This window comes from Bacillus sp. C1, from assembly GCF_054570475.1.
In genome coordinates this window covers 639,353-661,357 of record NZ_JBTMZT010000001.1, presented here as the reverse complement: position 1 = coordinate 661,357, position 22,005 = coordinate 639,353, and the positions used below count along the sequence as shown (strand labels likewise).

25 protein-coding genes are annotated in these 22,005 nt (G+C 35.2%); 7 read left to right on the top strand and 18 right to left on the bottom strand.

The genetic code is table 11. From position 1 onward, the window contains the following. Position 1: 1 nt before the first annotated feature. On the bottom strand, positions 2-1,117 hold the full coding sequence (gene pdhA, locus ACX5JI_RS03570; protein WP_017151120.1) for a pyruvate dehydrogenase E1 component subunit alpha: 1,116 nt from the start codon (positions 1,115-1,117) through the stop codon (positions 2-4). A 514-nt stretch (positions 1,118-1,631) separates the two neighbouring features. On the opposite strand from pdhA, the gene ACX5JI_RS03565 reads away from it, so the two are divergent. Both ACX5JI_RS03565 and def read left to right on the top strand, forming a co-directional pair. After that, complete coding sequence (locus tag ACX5JI_RS03565) at positions 1,632-1,787, top strand: YjcZ family sporulation protein (RefSeq protein ID WP_459499712.1); 156 nt, start codon at positions 1,632-1,634, stop codon at positions 1,785-1,787. A 168-nt stretch (positions 1,788-1,955) separates the two neighbouring features. Next, complete coding sequence (def, locus tag ACX5JI_RS03560) at positions 1,956-2,510, top strand: peptide deformylase (RefSeq protein ID WP_459499711.1); 555 nt, start codon at positions 1,956-1,958, stop codon at positions 2,508-2,510. Positions 2,511-2,581: 71 nt separating this feature from the next. Here def and ACX5JI_RS03555 read toward each other — a convergent pair whose 3' ends face one another. Next, the gene (locus ACX5JI_RS03555) at positions 2,582-3,355 is read right to left on the bottom strand and encodes a Cof-type HAD-IIB family hydrolase (protein ID WP_459499710.1); all 774 of its coding nucleotides are present in this window, start codon (positions 3,353-3,355) and stop codon (positions 2,582-2,584) included. Positions 3,356-3,931: 576 nt separating this feature from the next. On the opposite strand from ACX5JI_RS03555, the gene ACX5JI_RS03550 reads away from it, so the two are divergent. Both ACX5JI_RS03550 and rnjA read left to right on the top strand, forming a co-directional pair. Further along, a complete protein-coding gene (locus ACX5JI_RS03550; protein ID WP_459499709.1) occupies positions 3,932-4,144 on the top strand; it encodes a DNA-dependent RNA polymerase subunit epsilon in 213 nt (70 codons plus the stop codon). A 3-nt stretch (positions 4,145-4,147) separates the two neighbouring features. Next, positions 4,148-5,815, top strand: coding sequence for a ribonuclease J1 (gene rnjA / locus ACX5JI_RS03545; RefSeq protein WP_174099243.1), 1,668 nt, complete (start codon positions 4,148-4,150; stop codon positions 5,813-5,815). 38 nt (positions 5,816-5,853) lie between these two features. On the opposite strand, the gene ACX5JI_RS03540 is transcribed toward rnjA, so the two are convergent. From ACX5JI_RS03540 to ACX5JI_RS03485, 12 genes are all read right to left on the bottom strand, one after another. Then, positions 5,854-6,519: a potassium channel family protein gene (locus tag ACX5JI_RS03540; protein ID WP_289372530.1), complete on the bottom strand. Its 666-nt coding sequence runs from the start codon at positions 6,517-6,519 to the stop codon at positions 5,854-5,856. 82 nt (positions 6,520-6,601) lie between these two features. Further along, positions 6,602-7,468 (bottom strand): cytochrome C oxidase assembly protein, encoded by an 867-nt coding sequence (locus ACX5JI_RS03535; protein ID WP_459499708.1) that lies wholly within the window; start codon positions 7,466-7,468, stop codon positions 6,602-6,604. Between the two features lie 365 nt (positions 7,469-7,833). Continuing rightward, positions 7,834-8,292, bottom strand: coding sequence for a TlpA disulfide reductase family protein (locus tag ACX5JI_RS03530; protein WP_459499707.1), 459 nt, complete (start codon positions 8,290-8,292; stop codon positions 7,834-7,836). A 74-nt stretch (positions 8,293-8,366) separates the two neighbouring features. Continuing rightward, complete coding sequence (locus tag ACX5JI_RS03525) at positions 8,367-8,915, bottom strand: peroxiredoxin (RefSeq protein ID WP_003199933.1); 549 nt, start codon at positions 8,913-8,915, stop codon at positions 8,367-8,369. A 285-nt stretch (positions 8,916-9,200) separates the two neighbouring features. Continuing rightward, the gene (locus ACX5JI_RS03520; RefSeq protein WP_459499706.1) at positions 9,201-10,331 is read right to left on the bottom strand and encodes an N-acetyldiaminopimelate deacetylase; all 1,131 of its coding nucleotides are present in this window, start codon (positions 10,329-10,331) and stop codon (positions 9,201-9,203) included. Positions 10,332-10,387: 56 nt separating this feature from the next. After that, entirely contained in the window at positions 10,388-11,110 is a 723-nt protein-coding gene (dapD, locus tag ACX5JI_RS03515; protein ID WP_459499705.1) for a 2,3,4,5-tetrahydropyridine-2,6-dicarboxylate N-acetyltransferase, read from the bottom strand. 71 nt (positions 11,111-11,181) lie between these two features. Then, complete coding sequence (gene ccpC / locus ACX5JI_RS03510; protein ID WP_459499704.1) at positions 11,182-12,039, bottom strand: transcriptional regulator CcpC; 858 nt, start codon at positions 12,037-12,039, stop codon at positions 11,182-11,184. 392 nt (positions 12,040-12,431) lie between these two features. Then, a complete protein-coding gene (gene cbpB / locus ACX5JI_RS03505) occupies positions 12,432-12,875 on the bottom strand; it encodes a cyclic-di-AMP-binding protein CbpB (RefSeq protein WP_459499703.1) in 444 nt (147 codons plus the stop codon). Between the two features lie 251 nt (positions 12,876-13,126). Next, positions 13,127-13,318, bottom strand: a complete 192-nt coding sequence (abbA, locus tag ACX5JI_RS03500; protein WP_459499702.1) for an antirepressor AbbA — start codon at positions 13,316-13,318, stop codon at positions 13,127-13,129. Between the two features lie 74 nt (positions 13,319-13,392). Next, a complete protein-coding gene (locus tag ACX5JI_RS03495) occupies positions 13,393-13,911 on the bottom strand; it encodes a ribonuclease H-like YkuK family protein (RefSeq protein WP_459499701.1) in 519 nt (172 codons plus the stop codon). Positions 13,912-13,987: 76 nt separating this feature from the next. Continuing rightward, positions 13,988-14,137 (bottom strand): hypothetical protein, encoded by a 150-nt coding sequence (locus ACX5JI_RS03490; RefSeq protein WP_459499700.1) that lies wholly within the window; start codon positions 14,135-14,137, stop codon positions 13,988-13,990. 297 nt (positions 14,138-14,434) lie between these two features. Next, a complete protein-coding gene (locus tag ACX5JI_RS03485) occupies positions 14,435-14,671 on the bottom strand; it encodes a YkuJ family protein (RefSeq protein WP_000055151.1) in 237 nt (78 codons plus the stop codon). A 232-nt stretch (positions 14,672-14,903) separates the two neighbouring features. Here ACX5JI_RS03485 and ACX5JI_RS03480 point away from each other — a divergent pair, with 232 nt between their 5' ends. Continuing rightward, complete coding sequence (locus ACX5JI_RS03480) at positions 14,904-15,140, top strand: glutaredoxin family protein (RefSeq protein WP_459499699.1); 237 nt, start codon at positions 14,904-14,906, stop codon at positions 15,138-15,140. A gap of 24 nt (positions 15,141-15,164) precedes the next feature. Here the strand turns inward: ACX5JI_RS03480 and ACX5JI_RS03475 are convergent, their stop codons facing one another. From ACX5JI_RS03475 to fadH, 3 genes are all read right to left on the bottom strand, one after another. Continuing rightward, positions 15,165-15,659, bottom strand: coding sequence for a DUF3993 domain-containing protein (locus ACX5JI_RS03475; protein ID WP_459499698.1), 495 nt, complete (start codon positions 15,657-15,659; stop codon positions 15,165-15,167). A gap of 183 nt (positions 15,660-15,842) precedes the next feature. After that, positions 15,843-17,060 (bottom strand): EAL domain-containing protein, encoded by a 1,218-nt coding sequence (locus ACX5JI_RS03470; protein WP_459499697.1) that lies wholly within the window; start codon positions 17,058-17,060, stop codon positions 15,843-15,845. Positions 17,061-17,299: 239 nt separating this feature from the next. After that, positions 17,300-18,064 carry a 2,4-dienoyl-CoA reductase gene (fadH, locus tag ACX5JI_RS03465; protein ID WP_459499696.1) on the bottom strand — a complete coding sequence of 255 codons (765 nt, stop codon included), beginning with the start codon at positions 18,062-18,064 and terminating at the stop codon, positions 17,300-17,302. Between the two features lie 410 nt (positions 18,065-18,474). Here fadH and ACX5JI_RS03460 point away from each other — a divergent pair, with 410 nt between their 5' ends. Together ACX5JI_RS03460 and ACX5JI_RS03455 are read left to right on the top strand one after the other, a co-directional pair. Continuing rightward, a complete protein-coding gene (locus ACX5JI_RS03460) occupies positions 18,475-19,332 on the top strand; it encodes a metallophosphoesterase (protein ID WP_459499695.1) in 858 nt (285 codons plus the stop codon). Positions 19,333-19,431: 99 nt separating this feature from the next. After that, the gene (locus ACX5JI_RS03455) at positions 19,432-19,665 is read left to right on the top strand and encodes a hypothetical protein (protein ID WP_459499694.1); all 234 of its coding nucleotides are present in this window, start codon (positions 19,432-19,434) and stop codon (positions 19,663-19,665) included. A gap of 166 nt (positions 19,666-19,831) precedes the next feature. Here ACX5JI_RS03455 and ACX5JI_RS03450 read toward each other — a convergent pair whose 3' ends face one another. Beyond that, on the bottom strand, positions 19,832-21,955 hold the full coding sequence (locus ACX5JI_RS03450) for an RNA degradosome polyphosphate kinase (RefSeq protein ID WP_459499693.1): 2,124 nt from the start codon (positions 21,953-21,955) through the stop codon (positions 19,832-19,834). Positions 21,956-22,005 lie beyond the last annotated feature (50 nt).

Below are 22,005 nucleotides of genomic sequence, written 5' to 3'. Positions count from 1 at the left end.
CTTACTTCGACTCCTTTTCTTTGTAAATTTCATATTGTTCAGCTAAGTTGTAAGGCATTTCTTCGTACATGATTTCCATTAAATCAGTTACTTTTTGTTTTGGAGCTTGGTCAGCCTTAGCAATTGCTTGTTTGATATCTTCTTTTGCTTCTTCGATTACTTTTTCTTCTACTTCTTGAGACCATAGGCCTTTGTTTTCTAAGAATGCACGGAAGCGTACGATTGGATCTTTTTGTTCCCACTCGTTTTCGATATCTTTTGTACGGTAACGAGTTGGATCATCACCAGCCATTGTATGTGGACCATAACGGAATGTTAAAGTCTCGATTAAAGTAGGACCTTCACCATTTACTGCGCGCTCACGAGCAAAAGCAGTTGCTGCGTATACAGCTAATGGATCCATACCGTCTACTTGAATTCCGTAAATACCTGCTGCTACTGCTTTTTGTGCTACAGTTTTTGCTGCAGATTGTTTTTCTACTGGAGTAGAGATTGCATAACGGTTGTTTTGAACAACGAAGATTGCTGGAGCTTTGAATGCACCTGCAAAGTTCATACCTTCGTAGAAGTCACCTTGAGAAGCACCACCGTCACCAGTGTAAGTAATTGCAACAGATTTTTTACCACGTAATTTCATACCTAACGCAACACCAGCAGTTTGGATGATTTGCGCACCGATAATAATTTGTGGAGCAAGTGCATTTACATTTTCAGGCATTTGGTTACCCATGAAGTGTCCACGAGAGAATAAGAATGCTTGGTATAATGGTAAACCATGCCATACTAATTGTGGAACATCACGATATCCTGGTAAGATGAAGTCTTCTGCTTCAAGTGCGAAATGACTTGCTAATTGAGAAGCTTCTTGTCCAGCTGTTGGTGCGTAGAAACCTAAACGTCCTTGACGGTTTAAAGAAATAGAACGTTGATCTAGTACGCGAGTATACACCATACGGCGCATTAATTCTTTTAATTGATCATCAGTTAATTCAGGCATTGCTGCTTCATTCACAACTTCGCCTTTTTCATTTAAAATTTGTAATGTCTCAAATTGAGCTGCGATAGCTTTCATTTGCTCATCAACATTAAATAGGGTCTTTTTTGTTTTAGTACCCATTCCGTTCACCTCTTCCTCTCTTGAACCATATTCTGAAACGCTTTCACTAGCATCTAGCTAGTCCGAAAACGCAACCATGTAAACCGACAAGAAACCTCATCGGTTGAGAATAATTTTGTGTACCTAACAATCTGTACTAATGTTTTTTCAGAAACATATTAATACAATCTTGATCACGTTTTTTAGTTTACAACTATTCTAATCACGATGTCAATTACTTTGGTTACGATTTTTTTATGAATAACATTGAGGTTTACACTATATGATAGATGTTTTGATTTTTACATCTGTATTAGTATGCAGTCACCTACTGTTATATTGTTCCCTATTTAACCTTTTTTTCATCATAGAATAATATGTAAACGATTTAATTCTTCTTAGTGTTTCTCTCTTTATCATAAAAATATGCAATCACTTCTTCCTTTTCTAGGCAAATGTCTATACACTTCTAACCACTCTCCCATACATTATAACAACCGCATTATTAGCGGGAAATGATAAAGGAGGTCATCTCATGTACGGATACACATATTGTTATCCAACTTGTTCCTATCCTTCCTATCCTTCCTATGGCTATGGAGGTTCTTGTGGAGGATCCGGACGCGGCTTCGCCTTAATCGTTGTGTTGTTTATTCTTCTAATTATCGTTGGTGCTGCTTGCATTCGTTAATGTAAAACAAAACAACTATAGAAAGAAATAGGCGGCTCTGCCGTCTTTTCTTTTTACTAAACAAACGATACTGAAGAAATTACTACGCAAATTATATAGATGCCATGTACTTTATCATGACTTTTTCCACCTCCTTTGGTAGACTAAAAGAGAAAGGAGAGATTGTGAATGCTTACAATGAACGATGTAATTCGTGAAGGAAATCCCATTTTACAAGCAGTAGCAGAAGAAGTATCTCTGCCAGCAAATGAGGAAGATACACGTACACTACGAGAAATGATTGAATTTGTCATAAACAGTCAAAACCCTGAAATGGTTGAAAAATATAACTTACGTCCAGGAATTGGGCTAGCGGCACCTCAAATTGGCATTTCAAAAAGAATGATTGCTGTTCATGTTACTGATCCAAATGAAACACTATACAGCTATGCTTTATTCAATCCTAAAATTATTAGTCACTCTGTTGAACGTACATACTTATCAGGAGGCGAAGGATGTCTTTCTGTAGATCGTGACGTACCTGGATATGTTCCGCGTTATACACGAATCACAGTGAAAGCAACTACCATCGATGGTGAAGAAGTAACATTACGCTTAAAAGGGTTACCAGCAATTGTATTTCAACATGAGATTGATCATTTAAACGGTGTCATGTTTTATGACCATATTAATCAAGAAAATCCTTTTGCAACTCCCGATAATGCAAAACCATTCGAAAGATAGCATAATAAAAAGCAGAAGCCTTAGCTCCTGCTTTTTTACTTGAAATGAAATGGTTCCCACACTATACTTTATTACAAGAGACGAGCCCACTGCAAACCGTGTAAGATTCCATCTTCACTAACATCTTTCGTTACATAATTAGCAAGTTTTTTTAACTCCTCGTGACCGTTCCCCATCACAATACCTGTTCCCACTGCTTCAATCATTTCTAAATCATTTAGCCCATCTCCAAAAGCATATACTTGTTCACGCTTAAATCCTAATTTCTCAATGAACTTCTCAATTCCTTTTGCTTTTGAACCACCATTTGGGATAATGTCCATAGAATACGCATGCCAACGAATAAAATGAAAATCCGGATAATCATGAATAAACTTTCCTTCCTCATCCGCTTGGCAGAAAAGAAGTGTTTGATAAACATCTCGATTTTCATAAAAATTTGGTTCGTATGATGGATGCTCAAATTGCAAACTTCCGAAACTTTCTTTGACATAGTCATGATACTCTACTGTTGCCCTCATATCTTTATGATCTAAATAAACAAGTGGGTATCCCTCTTGTTTCGCAAATGTGGTAAATGTATGTAACGTACTAGGCTGTAATGGATTTTTAAAGATCACCTCATCTTCAAATACAACGTATTGCCCATTAAAACTCACATAGTTATGAATGTTTAGCTCCTTGCGAATGTCTTCAAACATGAAAGGCGCACGCCCTGTCGCAATTGCCACATGAACCCCTTTTTCTTGCAGTGTACGTACTGCTTCTCTTGTTGATTGTGGAATTTTTTTATCATGATCCAGTAGCGTTCCATCAATATCAAAAAAGACGATTTTATCATTCATTTTCAAAACCCTTCCCAACCTTCTATCTTCCTATCTGTACTACTTCTTTTCAAATCCTAAAAAAAAGTATAACATATTAAACATCTGTGAAGAAAGCGTTCACTTTCTAACCTTATTGATGAAATGTGCATATACTATCAAAAGAACATGGAAAGTAGTTTGAATGAATTTTCTTTTCCAATCTATCTCATACTATATTCATAACTGAGGTTGTACTACCTGTGAGAGCAAAAAATGGACCTAAGATTACGTCTAAGCCCTAAACATTCGGACAGCACTTCCCTCATTTATTTCTATGCTTTTCTAGTATATATAGATGAAGAATTACTACTAATAGACATGAAATTAAGTATGCGTGTTTCAAATAAGGAAAGGAAGGAGCAATCATGCTGAAGAAGCTGAAGAAAAAGCTAAAACGCTATTTAAACGATTTAGTCCGTAAAAAGACGATAGCTTAAATCGTGCCCATTTCGGGCTTTTTCTTCATTCTCATTCGAAAAAACATGAAAATCATAACTATTTGCTTTATAATAGGTAACAGATAATGCAAAACATAGACAAGGAGAGGTTTTCCCAATGATTTTTAAAGTATTTTATCAAGAAAAAATGACTGAGGTTCCAGTGCGTGAAAATACAAAGGTTTTATATTTAGAAGCAGGATCTGAAAAAGAGGTTCGTACAAAATTACAAAAGTTCGCATATAATATTGAGTTTGTCCAATCTGTTACTGGTGCTCATCTTGAATATGAAAAGCAAAATGCTGATTTAACTTTAACGGAGATCGTATAATTTATGAAATTCCTAAAAAATGATCAGGCAGCCGTTTTCGCTCTTGGTGGACTCGGTGAAATCGGCAAAAATACATACGCTGTCCAATTTCAAGATGAAATTATTATAATTGATGCTGGAATTAAGTTTCCAGAAGACGAACTTCTCGGAATCGACTATGTGATTCCTGATTACACTTATTTTGTACGAAACGAAGATAAAATTAAGGGGTTATTTATTACTCATGGTCATGAAGATCATATTGGTGGTATCCCTTATCTATTACGTCAAGTAAACATTCCCATCTACGGCGGGAAATTAGCTATTGCTTTAATTAAAAACAAATTAGAAGAACACGGATTACTTCGAAAAGCAAAACTTTACGAAATTCAAGAAGATGATGTTATCAAATTCAAAAAGACGTCTGTATCGTTCTTCCGTACGACACACAGCATTCCCGATTCATACGGTGTTGTGGTGAAAACACCGCAAGGACAAATTGTTCATACAGGAGATTTTAAATTTGATTTCACACCAGTAGGAGAGCCAGCAGACTTAACGAAGATGGCTGAAATCGGTAAAGACGGTGTACTTTGTCTCCTGTCTGATAGCACCAATAGTGAAGTGCCTAACTTCACTATGTCTGAGCGCCGCGTCGGTGATAGCATCCAAGATATTTTTCGCAAAGTGGAAGGTCGTATTATCTTTGCAACCTTTGCATCAAATATCCATCGCTTGCAACAAGTTGTTGAAGCTGCGGTTGAAAACAATCGTAAAGTAGCTGTATTCGGTCGAAGTATGGAAGCAGCTATTGAAATTGGTCATAACCTTGGCTATATTCGCTGTCCGAAAGATACATTTATTGAATCATCTCAAATTAATCGATTACCTGCTAACAAAGTTGTTATTTTATGTACAGGTAGTCAAGGCGAACCAATGGCAGCCCTTTCTCGTATCGCGAATGGGACACACCGTCAAATTCAAATTATTCCTGGCGATACAGTTGTTTTCTCTTCTTCACCAATTCCAGGTAATACTGTTAGCGTAAGCCGTACAATTAATATGTTATATCGTGCTGGCGCTGATGTTATTCATGGTAAACTTTCAAATATTCACACAAGCGGACATGGTGGACAAGAAGAACAAAAATTAATGCTACGTCTTATTAAACCGAAATACTTTATGCCAATTCATGGTGAATTCCGCATGCAACGTATGCATATGAAATTAGCAAATGATTGTGGCATTCCCGAAGAAAATTGCTTCATTATGGACAATGGTGATGTTCTTGCTTTACGATCAGATGAAGCGAACGTTGCTGGAAAAATTCCATCTGGATCTGTGTATATTGATGGAAACGGTATTGGGGATATTGGTAACATTGTACTACGCGATCGTCGTATTCTTTCTGAAGAAGGACTTGTTATTGTAGTCGTCAGCATTGATATGAAAGAATTTAAAGTTGCGGCAGGACCAGATATTATCTCCCGTGGATTTGTTTATATGCGTGAGAGTAGCGATTTAATCAATGATGCCCAAACATTGATTACAACGCATCTTGAGAAAGTAATGGAGCGAAAAACAACACAATGGTCTGAAATTAAAAATGAGATTACAGATACATTGGCACCATTCTTATATGAAAAAACAAAACGTCGTCCAATGATTTTACCAATCATTATGGAAATATAAAAAAAAGCAATGCTTACAAGCATTGCTTTTTTTATACTTTATCTTAAAAAGTGCTTAAAGCGATTCACTTCATCATCATGACCAATCACAATTAAAATATCTCCTGATTGGATATTTTCTGTAGCTCGGGGAGAAACAATAACTTCTTTCCCTCGCTTTATTGCCACAATATTCAATCCAAACTTCGCACGGATATCCAGTTCAATTAGTGAGTGACCATCAATCTTTTTATTCGCAATAATTTCTACAATGCTATGTTCATCTGAAAGCTCCAAATAATCCAATACGTTACTAGAAGCAATATTGTTTGCAATCCGTTTTCCCATATCACGTTCCGGATGAACAATATGATCTGCTCCTATTTTCGTTAACACTTTTTCATGATAATCATTTTGAGCTTTTACTGTAATATTTTTCACACCTAATTCTTTCAAAATAAGCGTTGTTAAAATACTTGCATTTAAATTATCTCCAATTGCAACAACAACATGGTCAAAATTACGAATACCGAGACTTTTTAAGACCATCTCATCTGTTGAATCTGCAATTACTGCATGGGAAGCAATATTTGCAAACTCATTAATTTTATCTTCATCTAAGTCAATTGCCATTACTTCCATACCTAATTGAGCTAATTCACGACAAATACTGCCGCCAAAACGTCCAAGTCCAATGACAGCAAATTCTTTCTCTTTCTCACTCACATGAATTCCTCCAATAACATCAAGTCCTACCTAGTTTCATTATAGCATATTTTATATGCGCAAAAAGTTTAGTCAAGTGTGTTTATTTTTGTTTTTGTATATAAAAATACTGTTGTAAATAAAACACAATAATACAAACTAGCATACCAAAAACAAAAATGTTCCCAAAAGAGCTAAACGTTTGAAACACAAATAATAATGTTTCTTGACCAAAAAAGGCAAGTAGAAGCTGTATAAAAGCAAATAAGAGCGCCCATTTATAATGATGTTGATGAAATAAATAATGAGTTGCCCCTAAAAATGCACAGAATGAAACGATAAAAATCCACCACGTTTCTAAAAATACTTTCCCCCCTGTAAAATTATATCCATTTACAATAAGTGCAATAATTCCAATTACCAACATTGTTGGGACGCTCCAAAATAAAGCTCGACTTCTGAAAAACCGAAGACCATTAGCATCTCCTTTTTCACTTGCACAATATGTTAAAAATACTGTACTTATATACAAAACAGAAAAAATTGTTAGCAGGATGATTAACCAAAAATGGAACTGATTATATTCATGCTCGATATTTGTCACAATAGCTGCTAACATGCTTGGAATCAACATCCCCGTCCATCCATCAATTTTCCTTTCACTCCAAAATACAGTATTTCCTATTCGAATACCTAAAAGCATAAAAATAATAACACCTATTACAAATAAAGTTGTCTTATTTCCAACTAAACTTGTTGAAAAAGCGATTAAACCAATAAATAAAAAAAGAACAAATCCATTCATAATCTCTAATACAGGTGATAAATAACCCTTCACCCATGTATAGGTTTCTTCATATTCACGTTTATTCGTTAAACGATATGCATAAAAACTTATCCCAAAATAAACGGCTGCGATAATAACATATGCATATAAAAAGAAACATAAAATTGTGCTTCCAATCTCCACCTAATTCCCCACCCTTTTTCTATGTATCACATTGATTTTACACATTTTTTATATAAAAAGTAAACTAAAACATACAGTTTCATTTCTTTCATTGACCACTCCCACAGCTAAAGCACATGGGCTTTCCCGCTCACAAATTCTGTGAAATTCCCCTTCACATCTACACCAAAAATGTCTCTCACTTAACTTACGATTTATAAAGTGAAACTATAATCAGCCCTACCTAGAATGTTGAAGTGGAAATTTTACCACCAGCAAATACTCGGATAAAAACAAAAACCCCCTAATAAAAAGGAGGTTTTTGCCCAGATCAAAAGAAATTTCTACTACCAAGCCTTCTGGCATGTAAATAGAAAATCCCCCTATTATTCCGCTTCTTTTTGCGCTTCGTCTAACACGCGATTTACTCGTTTCGTTAGCATTTGCATGCCACTTCCACCCGCTTGAAAATGACGAAGTACGCCATTTTTATCAAACACATAATACGCTGGTACATATTGGTTTTCAAATGAATCTGTAACCGTATGTTGATTGTCCACTAAAATAGGTTGGGATATTCCGTGTTCTTTTGCAACTGCTTCCACCTGTTCAAGGTTTAAGTCTTCTTCCGAACGTGGCATATGAACAGCAACCACATTTAAATCCTCTTTATATTCATCACGAAATTTATTAATATCTGGCATTGCTTCTTTACATAAATGACAACTAACTGACCAGAAATGAATAAGTGTTGGCTTTTCGCCAATTAATGATTCACGTACTACTTCTCCATTTAATACTGTTGTCGCTCCTTCTAAAGAAGGCATTGGCTGACGTAATTTCATTATTTTTCCCTCCTAGTATATGTAAAGAAAGGCCTAACAAAATATTGTTAGACCTCCTGTATTTTACAATAGAATTAAACGTTTAAAGTTGCTTGACCTGGTTTCCAGTTTGCTGGGCAAAGTCCACCAGTTTGAAGAGCTTGAAGAACACGAATTACTTCGTCAACTTCACGACCGATATTATTGTGATGTACAACTTGGTACATTAACTCGCCTTCTGGACTAATGATGAATAAACCACGAAGTGCAATACCTTCTTCTTCAAGTAACACACCATAGTCACGAGATACTACATGGTTAGTATCAGCAGCTAGAGGGTATTTCAGTTCACCTAAACCGTTTTTCGTACGATCAGTGTTAATCCAAGCTAAGTGAGTGTGGATTGTATCTGTAGATACACCAATTACTTCTGCATCTAGATCTTCGAACTCATCATAACGATCAGAAAGTGCGATAATTTCTGTTGGACATACGAAAGTGAAGTCCATTGGATAGAAGAAAAGCACTGTCCATTTGTCCTGTTTCATAACCTCTTCAAGACTTACTTTACCAAATTCTTTGTTTGGCATAACAGCGTCCATTTCAAAGCGTGGCGCTTGTTTTGCTACCATACGTTCTGCCATATGTATCAACCTCCGTAAATTTTTTATCATATACTGTCTACTCTTGTATTATATAAGAGGAATCCGTTTTTAGTCAATCTCATTTGATAATTATTACAAAATAACTTACTAACAACTCATCCCTCCCTACCATTATAAAGTATTGTGTTAAAATTACAAAAAAAATGCATTATACACTGCAACTTTATTCAGTAAAGATGTACTCCCACCTAACTTCTTTGCATTCACTGAATATTGAGGTAAGAGTCTTACTGCCTGCAAATAGCGGGATAAAAAGAACAGGTCTTAGCTTCTGTTCCCTTTCCACTTTACATACTGGTTTAAAAACGAAATAGTCTGCTCAATGACTTCTTCCCTTGGTTGTAATTTCGCATGGTGTAAACCATATTCTGAGTCTACTCCAAGCCAAAACATAAATCCCGGAATATCACGAAGCATATATCCAAAATCTTCGCCCGTCATCGCCTCGGTACATGTAATAACATTCATATTTGTTCGCTTAGATGCAAACTCCATAAACTCCTGCGTTAACTCTTCATGATTATATACTTGATAGTACATGGCGCCATAATCAATGACAGCCTCACATTGAAATGCCGCTTCAATCCCTGCAACAATAGCTTCAATTCGACTTTTCACTCGTTTCATTGAATCGACAGATAATGTTCGAATCGTCCCTTCTAATCGAGATTTTTCAGCAATAATGTTTTGAACTGTACCACCTGTAATTTTACCAATTGTAATAACCGCACTATCCAGCGGATTCACATTGCGACTAATTACAGATTGAAGTTGTGTAACAAGATGGCTCGCTGCAACAATCATATCATTAGCTGTATGTGGATATGCTGCATGCCCACCTTTTCCTTTTAAATCAATATATAATTCTGATGTATTTGCAAATAGAAGACCTTTTTTTGTGGCAATTGTCCCTACTGGATACTCAGGTGCGATATGAAGACCCAAAATCATATCTGGCTTCCATTCCTTTAGCTCTTCACTTTCTAACATAGGAAGAGCACCACCTGGACCTTCTTCAGCTGGTTGAAATAGAAAGACAAGATCATCATCTATTCTGTCATTTACAGCAGCAGTTAAAAGTCCTAAACCAATAGTAGTATGTAAATCATGGCCACATGCGTGCATCATTCCTTCATGAGTAGAAGCGAATTCATAACCAGTTTCCTCAGTAATCGGTAAACCATCAATATCTGCGCGATAACCAATCGTTTTCTCTGGATTTCTACCCCTTACCTTAACAATTACACCTGTTTTCCATGTTTTCACTTCGATATTTCCCTTAGAAAGTGTATTGATATACTCTAAAATATATCGTTGCGTTTTCCATTCCTTAAATCCTAATTCTGGAATTTCATGTAAATCTCTACGAATTTGTACAAATTTACTAACTGTCATATTTCCACCGCCATTTATAAAAAGCGTAAGAGCCTATTGCCCTTACGCTTTCTTTTTTATTTTTCTGGGTTTAATTGACGAAGCTCTTGTTTAATCTCTGTTTTAGCTTTTGTCTTCTCATCAATTTCTTTAATAACACGGGCTGGTGTTCCTGCAACTACTGTATATGGTGGTACGTCTTCTGTTACAATCGCACCTGCTGCAACAACTGCACCTTTTCCTACTGTTACACCTTCTAGAACAACTACGTTTGCACCAATTACAACATCGTCTTCAACGATAACCGGTTTTGCAGAAGGCGGCTCGATAACACCTGCAAGTACAGCACCCGCACCAACGTGACAGTTTTTACCTACTGTAGCGCGTCCGCCAAGCACTGCATTCATATCGATCATTGAACCTTCACCAATTACTGCACCGATATTAATCGTTGCATTCATCATAATAACGGCATTGTCACCAATTTCAACTTGGTCACGAATAATCGCACCTGGTTCAATACGAGCTTTAATACCTTTTAGATCAAGCATTGGAATCGCAGAATTACGACGGTCATTTTCAACAACGTAATCTACAATGTATTTTTTATTTTCTTCAATAACTATCTTAATTTCAGACCATTCTCCAAATAAAACACCAGCTTTTTTATTCACAAATGCTTGTACTGTTTCAGGGAATGTTACTTCTTTTAAATCCCCTTTTATGTATACCTTTACAGGAGTTTTCTTCTCACTTTTTTGAATAAACGAAATGATTTCGTTCGCATCCATCATTTTCATGCTTGTTGCCTCCTAAATCCATTTATAATGTTACTCTACCAAACGAAAGAGCTACTAGCAAGACAATAATCCTATTTTTTCATTTGAATTTCTTCAATTATATCTAAAAATGCTTGTACTTGTTTAAGTTTTCTTGCAGAATCACTTGTCAATAACCACGTTTCTCTCGTCAACTGAACCGGTGTTTTATATGTCTTTTCTCTTACTTCTTTTAAAACAGTAGAAGGCAATAGCGCATAACCAATTCCATTTAATACAAGCTGCTTACACGTTTCAATTTGATCAACTACAATCGTCCGTTTCGGAGGATTAGAAAATAAACCGTACCACCAATTTTGTATTTGTCCATAGTATGTCGAATCGCTTTTAAATTGTATAAACGGTCTGTTTGTATCTTTCAACATAGAAATATCTTTAATTTCTGTATCAACTAAATACAGCTCGTCCTCAAACAATTGCTCTTTATACCCTTTATATTCTTGTTTCCCCCGTAATATAGCTACATGGACATCCCCTTCATAAAATTGCTTTTGTACTTCACTACTCCATCCTGTAAAAAGAGAAATTTTAACAAAGGGATATTTTTGGACAAACCTCTTTAAAACAGGTGGTAACCAATATTGTCCAATTACAGATGCCACAGCGATCTTTAATGTTCCATATGTTTCTGTGCGATAGATTGCTAATTCGCTTTTGATTGCCTCTTCTCTTTGTAACATATCTTTCGCATAATTAGCTACTTTTTCTCCTTCTGGTGTAATTGTCAATCCTTTTTGAGAACGGATAAAAAATTTCATTCCCCACTGTTTTTCCATTGATTGTAATCGTTGACTAAGGGCAGGCTGTGAAACGAATAAGCGCTCCGCAGCTTTTCTCATATTAGACTCCTGCGCTAAAACAACCATCATTTGAAAATCATCAATTTGCAACTTTCTCCCTCTTTCCTTATCTTACATGTAACCATCTAACTTCAATATATACGTTGCATACTCATTTAACATGCAATACTTCATTTTTATTTTCAAGAAGATTGAAGGGAATTACCACTTCTCCACCTTTTATACTTACACAAGTCTCTCTACATATAAGCAAAAATGGAACTGCCTAAATACAACGAATCTTTACGTGGAAAGGAGCATCCGGCCATGTATAGAAGTAATCCCATCCTTTTCTTGTCCCCTCTTAATGAAAAACAAATCACGATCCTCTTTTGTTCTTCATAACAGCGGCTTTCATATTGGAGAATCAAAATACCTTTATATAAAAGAGATGCATGATAAAAAAGCGACTTCTCTGTTTATTCGAAGTCGCTTACCCTTCTTTATCGATTATGCTGTCTTACTTTTCTATTCAACAATTTCAAAATAGCACGCCTTGTTAAAATCCCTTCGAAATACCCATCATTGTTTACAGCACAAATAAAAGGATGATCAATTGTCATTTCTAACGCCTTAGCGAATGAATCTCCAAGTCCAAGATTCGGAATGTCTTTTTTCATTACATTCTCAACCTTCATATTTTCAAGCTTTTCAAACTCAATACGTTCTAACCCTAAAATCCCATCTAAAATCATAGCCGTACTTATTAATCCTTGTAATTTATACATAGGGTCTAAAACAGGAATTGCAGAATATCCTGATTTTACAAGAACAAGTAAAGCATGCTCTAAGCTATTTCCAATTTGGACATGTGCAACCTTCTCTGATGAAATCATCAAATCTTTAACCAGCACTTGTTGAAACTCTTCTTTTGGAATACTAATCATAATTATATCCCCCACTTTTTCTCCCTTTTTCCTGCTAACATGATATCTCCAATAGACAATTCATGAGGATCTTACTGTTCAAAATGAATCATATCCTCAGCTAAAATTTAACTTTATTTCTCATTCCTATTCATATCTTATGATAGCGTTTTCATATTATTATTTTGTCCTAATTTTATTCCTATAAAAATAATGATACACAGTTCATTTTACCATAGAACAAAAAAAAAAGACTACCTTTCTGGTAGCGCTTAGTATCCTTCATTTTTTAATCGATGAAATAACCTTGTAATTCTTCTATATTGAAAAATATCCGTTTCTTTTAAACCACTTTCAATATCCGTGATCTCAACAGCTAAAATTTCACTAGCATAGTTTTGCCGAAATAAAATATCCAACAATAAACTTTGTTCTTCTTTTGTCAACGTGACGCTCTTCTGCATATACTCCTCTCCTTATACTTTTTCTTTATTATATAAAATATTCATTTAGTTTAATAGATAAAAAATTCAGTTTTCTATTTCGTATAACGATTTGCATAACTAAAAGCAGTATAAGCATCAGGCTTAATTTTTGCAGTTAACCCCATTGCCTCCACTTTCATTGTCATATCCGAAATAAATTCTTTTGTTAGTCCATTATTTCCTATATCTAAGTGAATTTCCATTACAAACCCCGCACCTTCCTGGGCATATGGATGTAATAACTCCCATATAAGCCTTATATGTTCTGGTGTAAACAAGCAAGCCACTTCCTGGCTAAACTGTGTTTCTAAATATATTTTTTCGCGTAAAGTAGGTGGTTTTTCATCCACCGCTTTATGCCTTAAGCATCCCCATGCTCCTTTCCCAACACGATGAATGTGCACTGCTGTAATAAAACGTGTATTTCTGTGATGTACTTGTGAATCTGTTCCAATAGACAGACGATATACATTGCATGGATCTCTTTCAATAAAATTACAAATACGTAAGAATACTGTTTCAAAATCCATATTTCTCTCTGAAACGTTATAAAATTGAGATTCACCGTCCACATAGTCACGTCCCTTCGATTAGACAGACTTTTTTGTATTCTCATTGTATGGGACAAAAGGATAAAATATGACTTTATTATCCTTTACTCGTTTCTATATTTCGAATAGAATACTTACATGCTGGACAAGTATAAATTACATTTTGATTAGACTGAGCTGTTAATACATGATCCATTTCAAATGACATATGACATTTTGGGCAGACAACAACCGGCAATCGTTCCATCTTTCACATTCCTTTCAAACTTTTAATACCAGTGTCGGAAGAACAAAAAAATCTTATACATGCAAAGTGAAACTTTAATCAGTATGTTTTTCCCTACCCCACCTAAGTTTTAATTCCCCTGAATTTTGAAGTGAGGCCTTACCACTCATAAATAACATGCCAGAATGAAATTCCCATCAGAATTATATACATGATTCTCTCCACACCCCACCTTCCATTCCTTATCTTTTTTCTTGAAGGATAAAGTTATGGTTAACAAAAAAGGTACCGCGAGAAGCGGTACCTTTTTTGTATGTATTAAGAAATAATATCGTAAATCTCAATTGCAACCATATCAATGTTATCGAATTGATATACTTGTGGCTTTTCGCCTTGTTGATACACTTCTAACTCATACATTTCACTTTTATCGAAAAATTTCACGCTACATTTACGTTCACCGTTCACTTCAAAATAGCGTTGCGCTACTTCACCGCTTTCAGCTTGTTCTTGTAGACTAACAAGTCGAGTTAAAATTCCTTGGAGTAGAGACATGAAATCTCCCCTTTCTCTAATCTTCCTACCAATAGGTTTTACAGCTATACTCATTCTATCCGTCATAACAGAAAAAATGTTCCACACTCTAGGATAAAGCTTATTGGCAAGAAACTCAACTAAAATTTGTCGAAAAAAGAAGGAAAAAGCAGAAAGGAAATCTTTTTCTTCCCTTATTGCTGTTTTTGGAACTGCAGAATATAATAAAAAGCAGAAAAAAGGAGGAATTATAATGAAAAAAATAGAGGTTTATACGCAACCAGATTGTCCACCATGTGCAATTGTCAAAGAATTTTTAAAGCACAATCACATAACATATGAGGAGTTCGACGTAAAAAAAGATACTGCCGCTCGCAATCGTCTTTTATATGACTATGATTCATATTCAACCCCAACAGTTGTCATTGACGGTGAAGTTGTTGCTGGTTTTCAAATTGAGAAGCTACAACAGTTACTAAATATAGAATAGGAATAGGCGACTACACGCCTATTCCTATTCTTTTAACTCTTGTAACTTTTTCATTTCCGTTAAAACTTCCTGACTCTCATGATATCCCGCTACTTTCCATTTTCCTTTATCCTGTTGTAATGTTACAATTTGATATTGTTCATTTTTTGTCCGTTCATATACATACAAAAGGCGATGTTCTTCATCATACGACATTTTTGTTGCTGAATGAAATGAAAAAGGCGCTTCTTTCGTAGGGAGCAAATATTCACCACTCTGCTTATCATTCCTACTATTTTCATCTGTAAAAACTTGAAGGAAATTATCTGTAAAGTACGGCGATAACACATCGATCATTTTATTCATCGGCAAGTGCTTTCCACGAATTGAAAATTGTGCCTCATATCCCTTTTGAATTGTCATAAACACTTCTTTCCGGTCCACATTCACTTCTTCTTTCCCTAAAACTGTTGTCACACTATAACCTACTAGAAAGGCAACACATACGAATAGAACAAACCATATTCCATATTTCTTCATTTCTTCACCTTCCTTTTAAAAGAACTTGTCTTTGTAGTATTCATTGTAACAATGATTATGCAAAGAAAGGGACGGTTTCGTTCGTAAAATCTTTACAATGATAGACAGCATTTTTACCATCATTTTCACTATTACCAATTTATGATAAAAACAAACAAAAAAATGCACGAATCTCTTCGTACATTAAAATAAAACATCTTCTTCATATAAAAACTCATAGGACAAATCAATAAATAAAAAATGTTCATCGTCAATTGGGAAAGAAAATGTTCGTACCATTTCTCCCGTCTCTATATCTGCATACAAATCAGAAAGTCTCGCTTTATTTTCAAATCGCATCTTCATTATATTTTCTAAAAAGTACGGGCGCCAGCTCCAATTCTTCATATAATATTCCGGCATAACAATCCATTCACCGTCTTTTTTCATAATGTTTCCTGATTGCTGAAAACCATCTTCATTGCAAATAAAAATTCGAAAACTATAATCCGATACATGTTGACTAAACTGTAGTAGCCAATCATTAATCTCTTCATTCTTTTTCTGCTTAGATAAAACATTCCCAACTTGATCACGCAATGTTTCTGTTAATTGATAAATCTTTTGTAGTTTTTTCTTTTCATGTTGAATAAATTGATGACATTCATTGCCAAGACGTTCTTTTAAAATATCTGTTTCAATAAAATCTGGCAAACACTTTTTTAGATAATTCCCTTGATAGTATCTCCCGCCATTTTTCCATGCATATTGCAACTGGTAAAACGCATCAATTTCTTCATATAATAGTGTCGCACCAATCCTTCTCGCTAACAACGACAAAGAATATAAAATATCTTGATACGATTGTAAAAGTGCTGTTTGTCTTAAATTCGTTAAGTCTACTTTTAAAATGTCAGGTGCTAGCACACTAATCTGTTCTAAATTACTCGTACCTGTCCCTACTTTATTAATGGAAATTTGAATGCCATATGTACGGTAATACATAAGTAAATGATTAAACTGTTCTATATCTTCCTTACACTCATGTTCCGTTATTTCCAACACAATATTACTTAAGTTCAGCCCTTTTTTTTCATACATTAATAATAACTGCAGCAAACTCTCATCTTCGTCGTTCATTAATACATTTGCATTTCGGTGTATAAACAATAAAAAATCTTGTTTTTTTTCTAAATAGCGCTCTAACGCTTTTTCTACTATGACATTATCAGCTTCCAGTTGGAATTCACCTGGAATAGAATCATCATGAAAAAAAGAAGAAAGACTTTCTATCCCTTCTTCCGTTTGGATACGCCCCACTACCTCATATCCAATTACTGTATGTTCATCAGCACTAAAGATAGCCTGATAATAAGGAAGGACTTTATCCAAGTTACTCATCACATCTAATGCATCTACCAAAACGTTTCCCTCCCTTTACTTTTCAAAAAATTATAACACGGTATGTATAGAAAAATAATAAAAAATCCCTTCAGTTTTCCTGAAGGGATTAGAGGGGTAAAATGCTAAGGGGAATTAGCAATTCTACTATGAAGAAAAAAGAGATTTTAAATATACCTTATAAAAAACCTATTGTAAACCCTTTTCTTTCACATGTCACAATTCCGACACATTTCACCTCATATTAATGGGTAATCCCTTTAAAACGGATATTGATGCAAATGTTGTCCACCATCCATTGTCATACATGTTCCATTTATGTATGCTGCTTCATCAGAACATAAATAAAAAGCTAAACCCGCAATTTCTTCTGGTGTACCAAGCCGACCAAGTGGGACGCTTTGCAGTGTCCGATTAGCAGCTTCTTTTGAAATCCATAATTTATCCGCACCACCTGTTCGTTCTATTGGTCCAGGAGCGATTGCGTTGACGCGAATACCGTATTTACGTCCCCACTCAACAGCGAGCGTTTTTGTCATTGCTAACACACCAGCTTTCGCCGCAGCAGAATGAATAACACCAGGTCCTGCATCCCAGGCATACGTTGCTACCATATTAATGATATTTCCTTTGATCCCTTTTTCAATCCAATATTTCCCGACCGATTGACTGCAATAAAAAGTACCATTCAATACAATATTAATAACCGAGTTCCAACCATTGATTGATAAATCTTCTGCAGGACAAATAAAATTACCTGCTGCATTATTTACTAAAATATCAATACGTCCAAATTTTTCATCCACATATTCAATCATATGCTTTATATCCTCTATATTTCGGACATCCATTTGCACTGTTAATACTTGCCCTGAAAACTGCTCAATCTCTTTTTTGGCTTCTTCAAGCTTCTCTTCTGTACGCCCTGTAATAACAACGCGGGCTCCTTCCTTCGCAAAACGAGCAGCCATTCCCTTTCCCATTCCACTTGAACCACCTGTTATGATTGCTACTTTCTCTTTCAAATTATCCCCTCCCTAAAAATGAATACACATTCATTTTACCACTTTATTTCATAGAAATCTTTATATTTTTAAATTTTTCTGATATCTTTAAAAAAGAAGCTCACTTTTCTTACAATCTATATCCATCTATTTGAACTTTTCTTTTTACCATCCTTGGCTACAAAGAACAAAAAAGCGATTCACGCTTGTTCCCCCTTTTTTCTTGACATGAGATAGAAAAAAAGTCGGACCGCTACTTATAATGCTCGTGCTAATCTAAAAGTTAGTTTTTTTATCTTTTTTTCAATCCGTATATACTATATAATCCTAGCACACGAAATAAACCGAAAGGAGAACAAAGTGACCTATACTATATTACATGTATACTTTAGAAACTTCCTTTTCGATAATATAGGCCCGCTCATATTCCCATGAAAAAAATAACGAGAAGAAACTTTATAAAAACAAGTATACACACTTGTCTCTATTCTTGTGTTACAGCTGGTCTCGGTTATTACTATGCAAAGTATATAGAACCGAACTTTCTTTCTTTAACACATCACACACTTCGTTCTTCACTCATCCCAAAAAACTTTCAAGGTATGAAAATCATTCAATTTAGTGATTTACATTTAGGATACTATTTTTCTCTCCAACATCTTACTACAATTGTTTCAAAAATAAATGAACTCGCGCCCGATATCGTCCTTTTTACTGGTGATTTAATCGATGACTACCAAACATATAGTGAAACTCCTTTTGTTTCTTCTATTTTAAGAAACATTCGTGCACCTTTTGGCAAATTTGCAATCTACGGAAACCATGATCATGGTGGATACGGAACAGAATACTATCGTCAAATTATGGGTGACGCGGGTTTTGAAGTATTACAAAATACCGAAAAACGGATTCGCTTATTAGATAATAGTGAAATTTCTATTTTCGGTATTGATGATATGCTCCTTGGAAAACCAGAAATTGATATAACTCTACACAATGTACAAAAAAATCTATATACAATTGTGCTCGTACATGAACCTGATGTAGCACCTAAAATTGCAAACTTCCCCGTAGATCTCCAACTTTCTGGTCATAGTCATGGTGGACAAGTACAGATTCCCTTTTTAGGGGCAATTGTTACCCCAGCACTAGCAAAACATTACATTGAAGGTTTTTATCATATTCAAGAATTACTCCTTTATGTAAATCGCGGCCTTGGAAGAACACGCGTTCCATTCCGCTTTTTATCTAGACCTGAAATTACAATATTCACTCTGCATCACTTGTAACTTACAATTGCCTATTTTCTTATATATCCTTTCTTGTACTCGCTCATCCATGCTTTTTCACCATATGATAACAATGAGTCCAATAAAGGAGGTTTGTTCATGTACTCATATCCTCATCCCTATCTAGTTCGTTCAGGACCCATTGGCCCAGTAAGTGACTCACGTTTCTTACCGTTCTTCGGTGTTCCATTCTTAGCCGGAATTGCAGGCGGGTTACTTGGCGGAGCATTAGCATTCGGCCCTAGACCACCTTACTATCCCCCCTATCCACCGCCATACCCACCGGCGCCATCTCCTTGTTACGGAAATCCGTGCCAACCGTATTACTATTAATATGAACAAAAACTATGAGAAAAAGCCTCTTGTTGTTAAGAGGCTTTTTTCGTCATATTCTTATAATCTTGCATTCATGAGCTTCCTTATTCACAATTTATTAAACTTCTTTGATACATAAATCGCAGTTGTGAAAATAAAAGCAAATCTTCACTCAATTTACACATTACTCTGCATCAGTATTTTGATAAGCCATCTTAAATAATTTCTCTTGGCTATCGATTTCTTGCGAACCATTGTTTATCACATAATAGTATTCACCATCTTGATTTTGTTCGCGTGTTTTTACATTATCTGCTAAAATCAGTTGCAAGATTGCTTTTATTCTTGCTTTCATTTCAAATCCTAAAATCGGAAATGAAATTTCCACCCGCTTTTCCATGTTCCTTGTCATCCAATCGGCTGACGATAAGTAAATTTTTTCATCTCCATTATGATGAAAATAGTAAATACGGCTATGTTCTAAATAACGTCCAACAAGACTAATGACACGAATATTTTCACTCACGTTTTTAATACCAGGCCGCAAACAGCACGTTCCTCTAACAATCACTTCTACTTTCACTCCAGCTTGCGATGCCTCATATAATTTTTGGATTAACGGTTTATCTGTTAAGGAGTTCATCTTTGCGATAATATGTCCATTTCCATACTGTTTATGATAGCGAATCTCTTCATCAATCAATTCCATAAATTGATGGCGTATATCAAACGGTGCTACTGACAAGTGGTGGAAATGCGGTTTTGTTGTATAACCACTTAAGTAGTTAAAGAAATTTGTCGCATCTACTCCAAAATCTTTGCGAGATGTAATATATCCAAAATCCGTGTAAAGTTTTGCAGTAGCATCATTATAATTTCCTGTTCCTAAGTGGACAAATCTTTCAATTTTCCCATGTTTTCTTCGTACAACAAGCGTAATTTTACTATGCGTTTTCAAATGACTTACACCATAAATAACGTGGCAACCAGCTTGTTCAAGTTCCTTTGCCCAATGAACATTATTCTCTTCATCAAAACGAGCTTTTAATTCAACAAGTACCGTTACTTGTTTTCCTTTTTCAGCTGCAATCTTTAATGCCTGAATAATGGGAGAACCTCCACTCACACGATATAATGTTTGTTTTATCGCTAGCACATTTGGATCATCGGCCGCATCACGCACAAAATCAATAACTGGCTGAAAAGATTCAAACGGATGATGTAATAGAATATCATGCTCCAGTGCTTTTTCAAATACATCTTCCTCATCATCTAAATCTTGAGGTGGCTGTGGTATAAGAGCTGGATAAACAAGATGTTCATATAAAGGCGCTAATTTTTTATATAGAGAAAATAAACATGTTAGGTCTAACGGCCCATCCATCATATATACATCTTCATCTTTCACTTCTAAAACTTCATACAGTAAAGATAATACTCTTTCATCTACATGCTCTTTACCAATTTCTAAACGAACAGCCGCTCCCCATTTACGTTTTTTTAACTCTTTTTCAATTACTTTTAATAAATCACGTGCACCCTCTTCATGAATTGTTAAATCTGCATTACGTGTAATGCGAAAACGAGTAACAGAGGATACTTTATATCCTGTAAACAATTTATGAGTAAAGCCACTAATTACATCTTCTAATAAAATGAATTTCTGTTTTTGATCTTCACTCGGTAAAAAAATGAAACGTTCGAGCAAGGATGGAACTTGAACAATGCCAAGCTTTGTTCGATTTTCTTCCTCTTCTTGCTTTTCATCATAGAGAATAGTAGCTAAATTCAAACTTTTATTTAACAACATAGGGAATGGCCGATAGGCATCTATTGCCACGGGCGTTAAAACCGGGAAAATTTGTTCATCAAAATACTCTTCAATAAATTCACGTTGTTCTTTCGTTAAATCTTGAAATGCTAACGGCTCAACACCTTCTACTTCAAGTGCCGGTAACACAGTATTTACAAATGTATTATACTGAACTGTCATTAATTCATGGGCTTTCATGGCAATTTTATTTAGCTGCTGTTTTGGTGTTAATCCAGCCTTATTTTCCGGTTGATTGAATCCAGCTTTTACTTGATCCTTTAATCCCGCAACACGTACCATAAAAAATTCATCCAAGTTTGAACTAAAAATACTTATAAACTTTAATCTTTCTAAGAGTGGATTACTTTCATCTTGTGCCTCTTGTAACACACGTTCATTAAAAGCGAGCCAGCTTAATTCACGGTTATTATAATATGCAGTATCATTTAAATTCACAGCATTTAAATTTATAGTATTTTCCTTCATTAATCCCATTTTCCCTCACACTTCCCTTTGAAACTTTTTCAATATAATTTAGTTACATT

Coding starts and splice junctions, on each gene's coding strand:
- pdhA (WP_017151120.1), bottom strand. CDS start 1,117: ATGGGTACTAAAACAAAAAAGACCCTATTTAATGTTGATGAGCAAATG.
- ACX5JI_RS03565 (WP_459499712.1), top strand. CDS start 1,632: ATGTACGGATACACATATTGTTATCCAACTTGTTCCTATCCTTCCTAT.
- def (WP_459499711.1), top strand. CDS start 1,956: ATGCTTACAATGAACGATGTAATTCGTGAAGGAAATCCCATTTTACAA.
- ACX5JI_RS03555 (WP_459499710.1), bottom strand. CDS start 3,355: ATGAATGATAAAATCGTCTTTTTTGATATTGATGGAACGCTACTGGAT.
- ACX5JI_RS03550 (WP_459499709.1), top strand. CDS start 3,932: ATGATTTTTAAAGTATTTTATCAAGAAAAAATGACTGAGGTTCCAGTG.
- rnjA (WP_174099243.1), top strand. CDS start 4,148: ATGAAATTCCTAAAAAATGATCAGGCAGCCGTTTTCGCTCTTGGTGGA.
- ACX5JI_RS03530 (WP_459499707.1), bottom strand. CDS start 8,292: ATGAAATTACGTCAGCCAATGCCTTCTTTAGAAGGAGCGACAACAGTA.
- ACX5JI_RS03525 (WP_003199933.1), bottom strand. CDS start 8,915: ATGGCAGAACGTATGGTAGCAAAACAAGCGCCACGCTTTGAAATGGAC.
- ACX5JI_RS03520 (WP_459499706.1), bottom strand. CDS start 10,331: ATGACAGTTAGTAAATTTGTACAAATTCGTAGAGATTTACATGAAATT.
- dapD (WP_459499705.1), bottom strand. CDS start 11,110: ATGAAAATGATGGATGCGAACGAAATCATTTCGTTTATTCAAAAAAGT.
- cbpB (WP_459499703.1), bottom strand. CDS start 12,875: ATGATTAGTATTCCAAAAGAAGAGTTTCAACAAGTGCTGGTTAAAGAT.
- abbA (WP_459499702.1), bottom strand. CDS start 13,318: ATGCAGAAGAGCGTCACGTTGACAAAAGAAGAACAAAGTTTATTGTTG.
- ACX5JI_RS03490 (WP_459499700.1), bottom strand. CDS start 14,137: ATGGAACGATTGCCGGTTGTTGTCTGCCCAAAATGTCATATGTCATTT.
- ACX5JI_RS03485 (WP_000055151.1), bottom strand. CDS start 14,671: ATGTCTCTACTCCAAGGAATTTTAACTCGACTTGTTAGTCTACAAGAA.
- ACX5JI_RS03480 (WP_459499699.1), top strand. CDS start 14,904: ATGAAAAAAATAGAGGTTTATACGCAACCAGATTGTCCACCATGTGCA.
- ACX5JI_RS03475 (WP_459499698.1), bottom strand. CDS start 15,659: ATGAAGAAATATGGAATATGGTTTGTTCTATTCGTATGTGTTGCCTTT.
- ACX5JI_RS03460 (WP_459499695.1), top strand. CDS start 18,475: ATGAAAAAAATAACGAGAAGAAACTTTATAAAAACAAGTATACACACT.
- ACX5JI_RS03455 (WP_459499694.1), top strand. CDS start 19,432: ATGTACTCATATCCTCATCCCTATCTAGTTCGTTCAGGACCCATTGGC.
- ACX5JI_RS03450 (WP_459499693.1), bottom strand. CDS start 21,955: ATGGGATTAATGAAGGAAAATACTATAAATTTAAATGCTGTGAATTTA.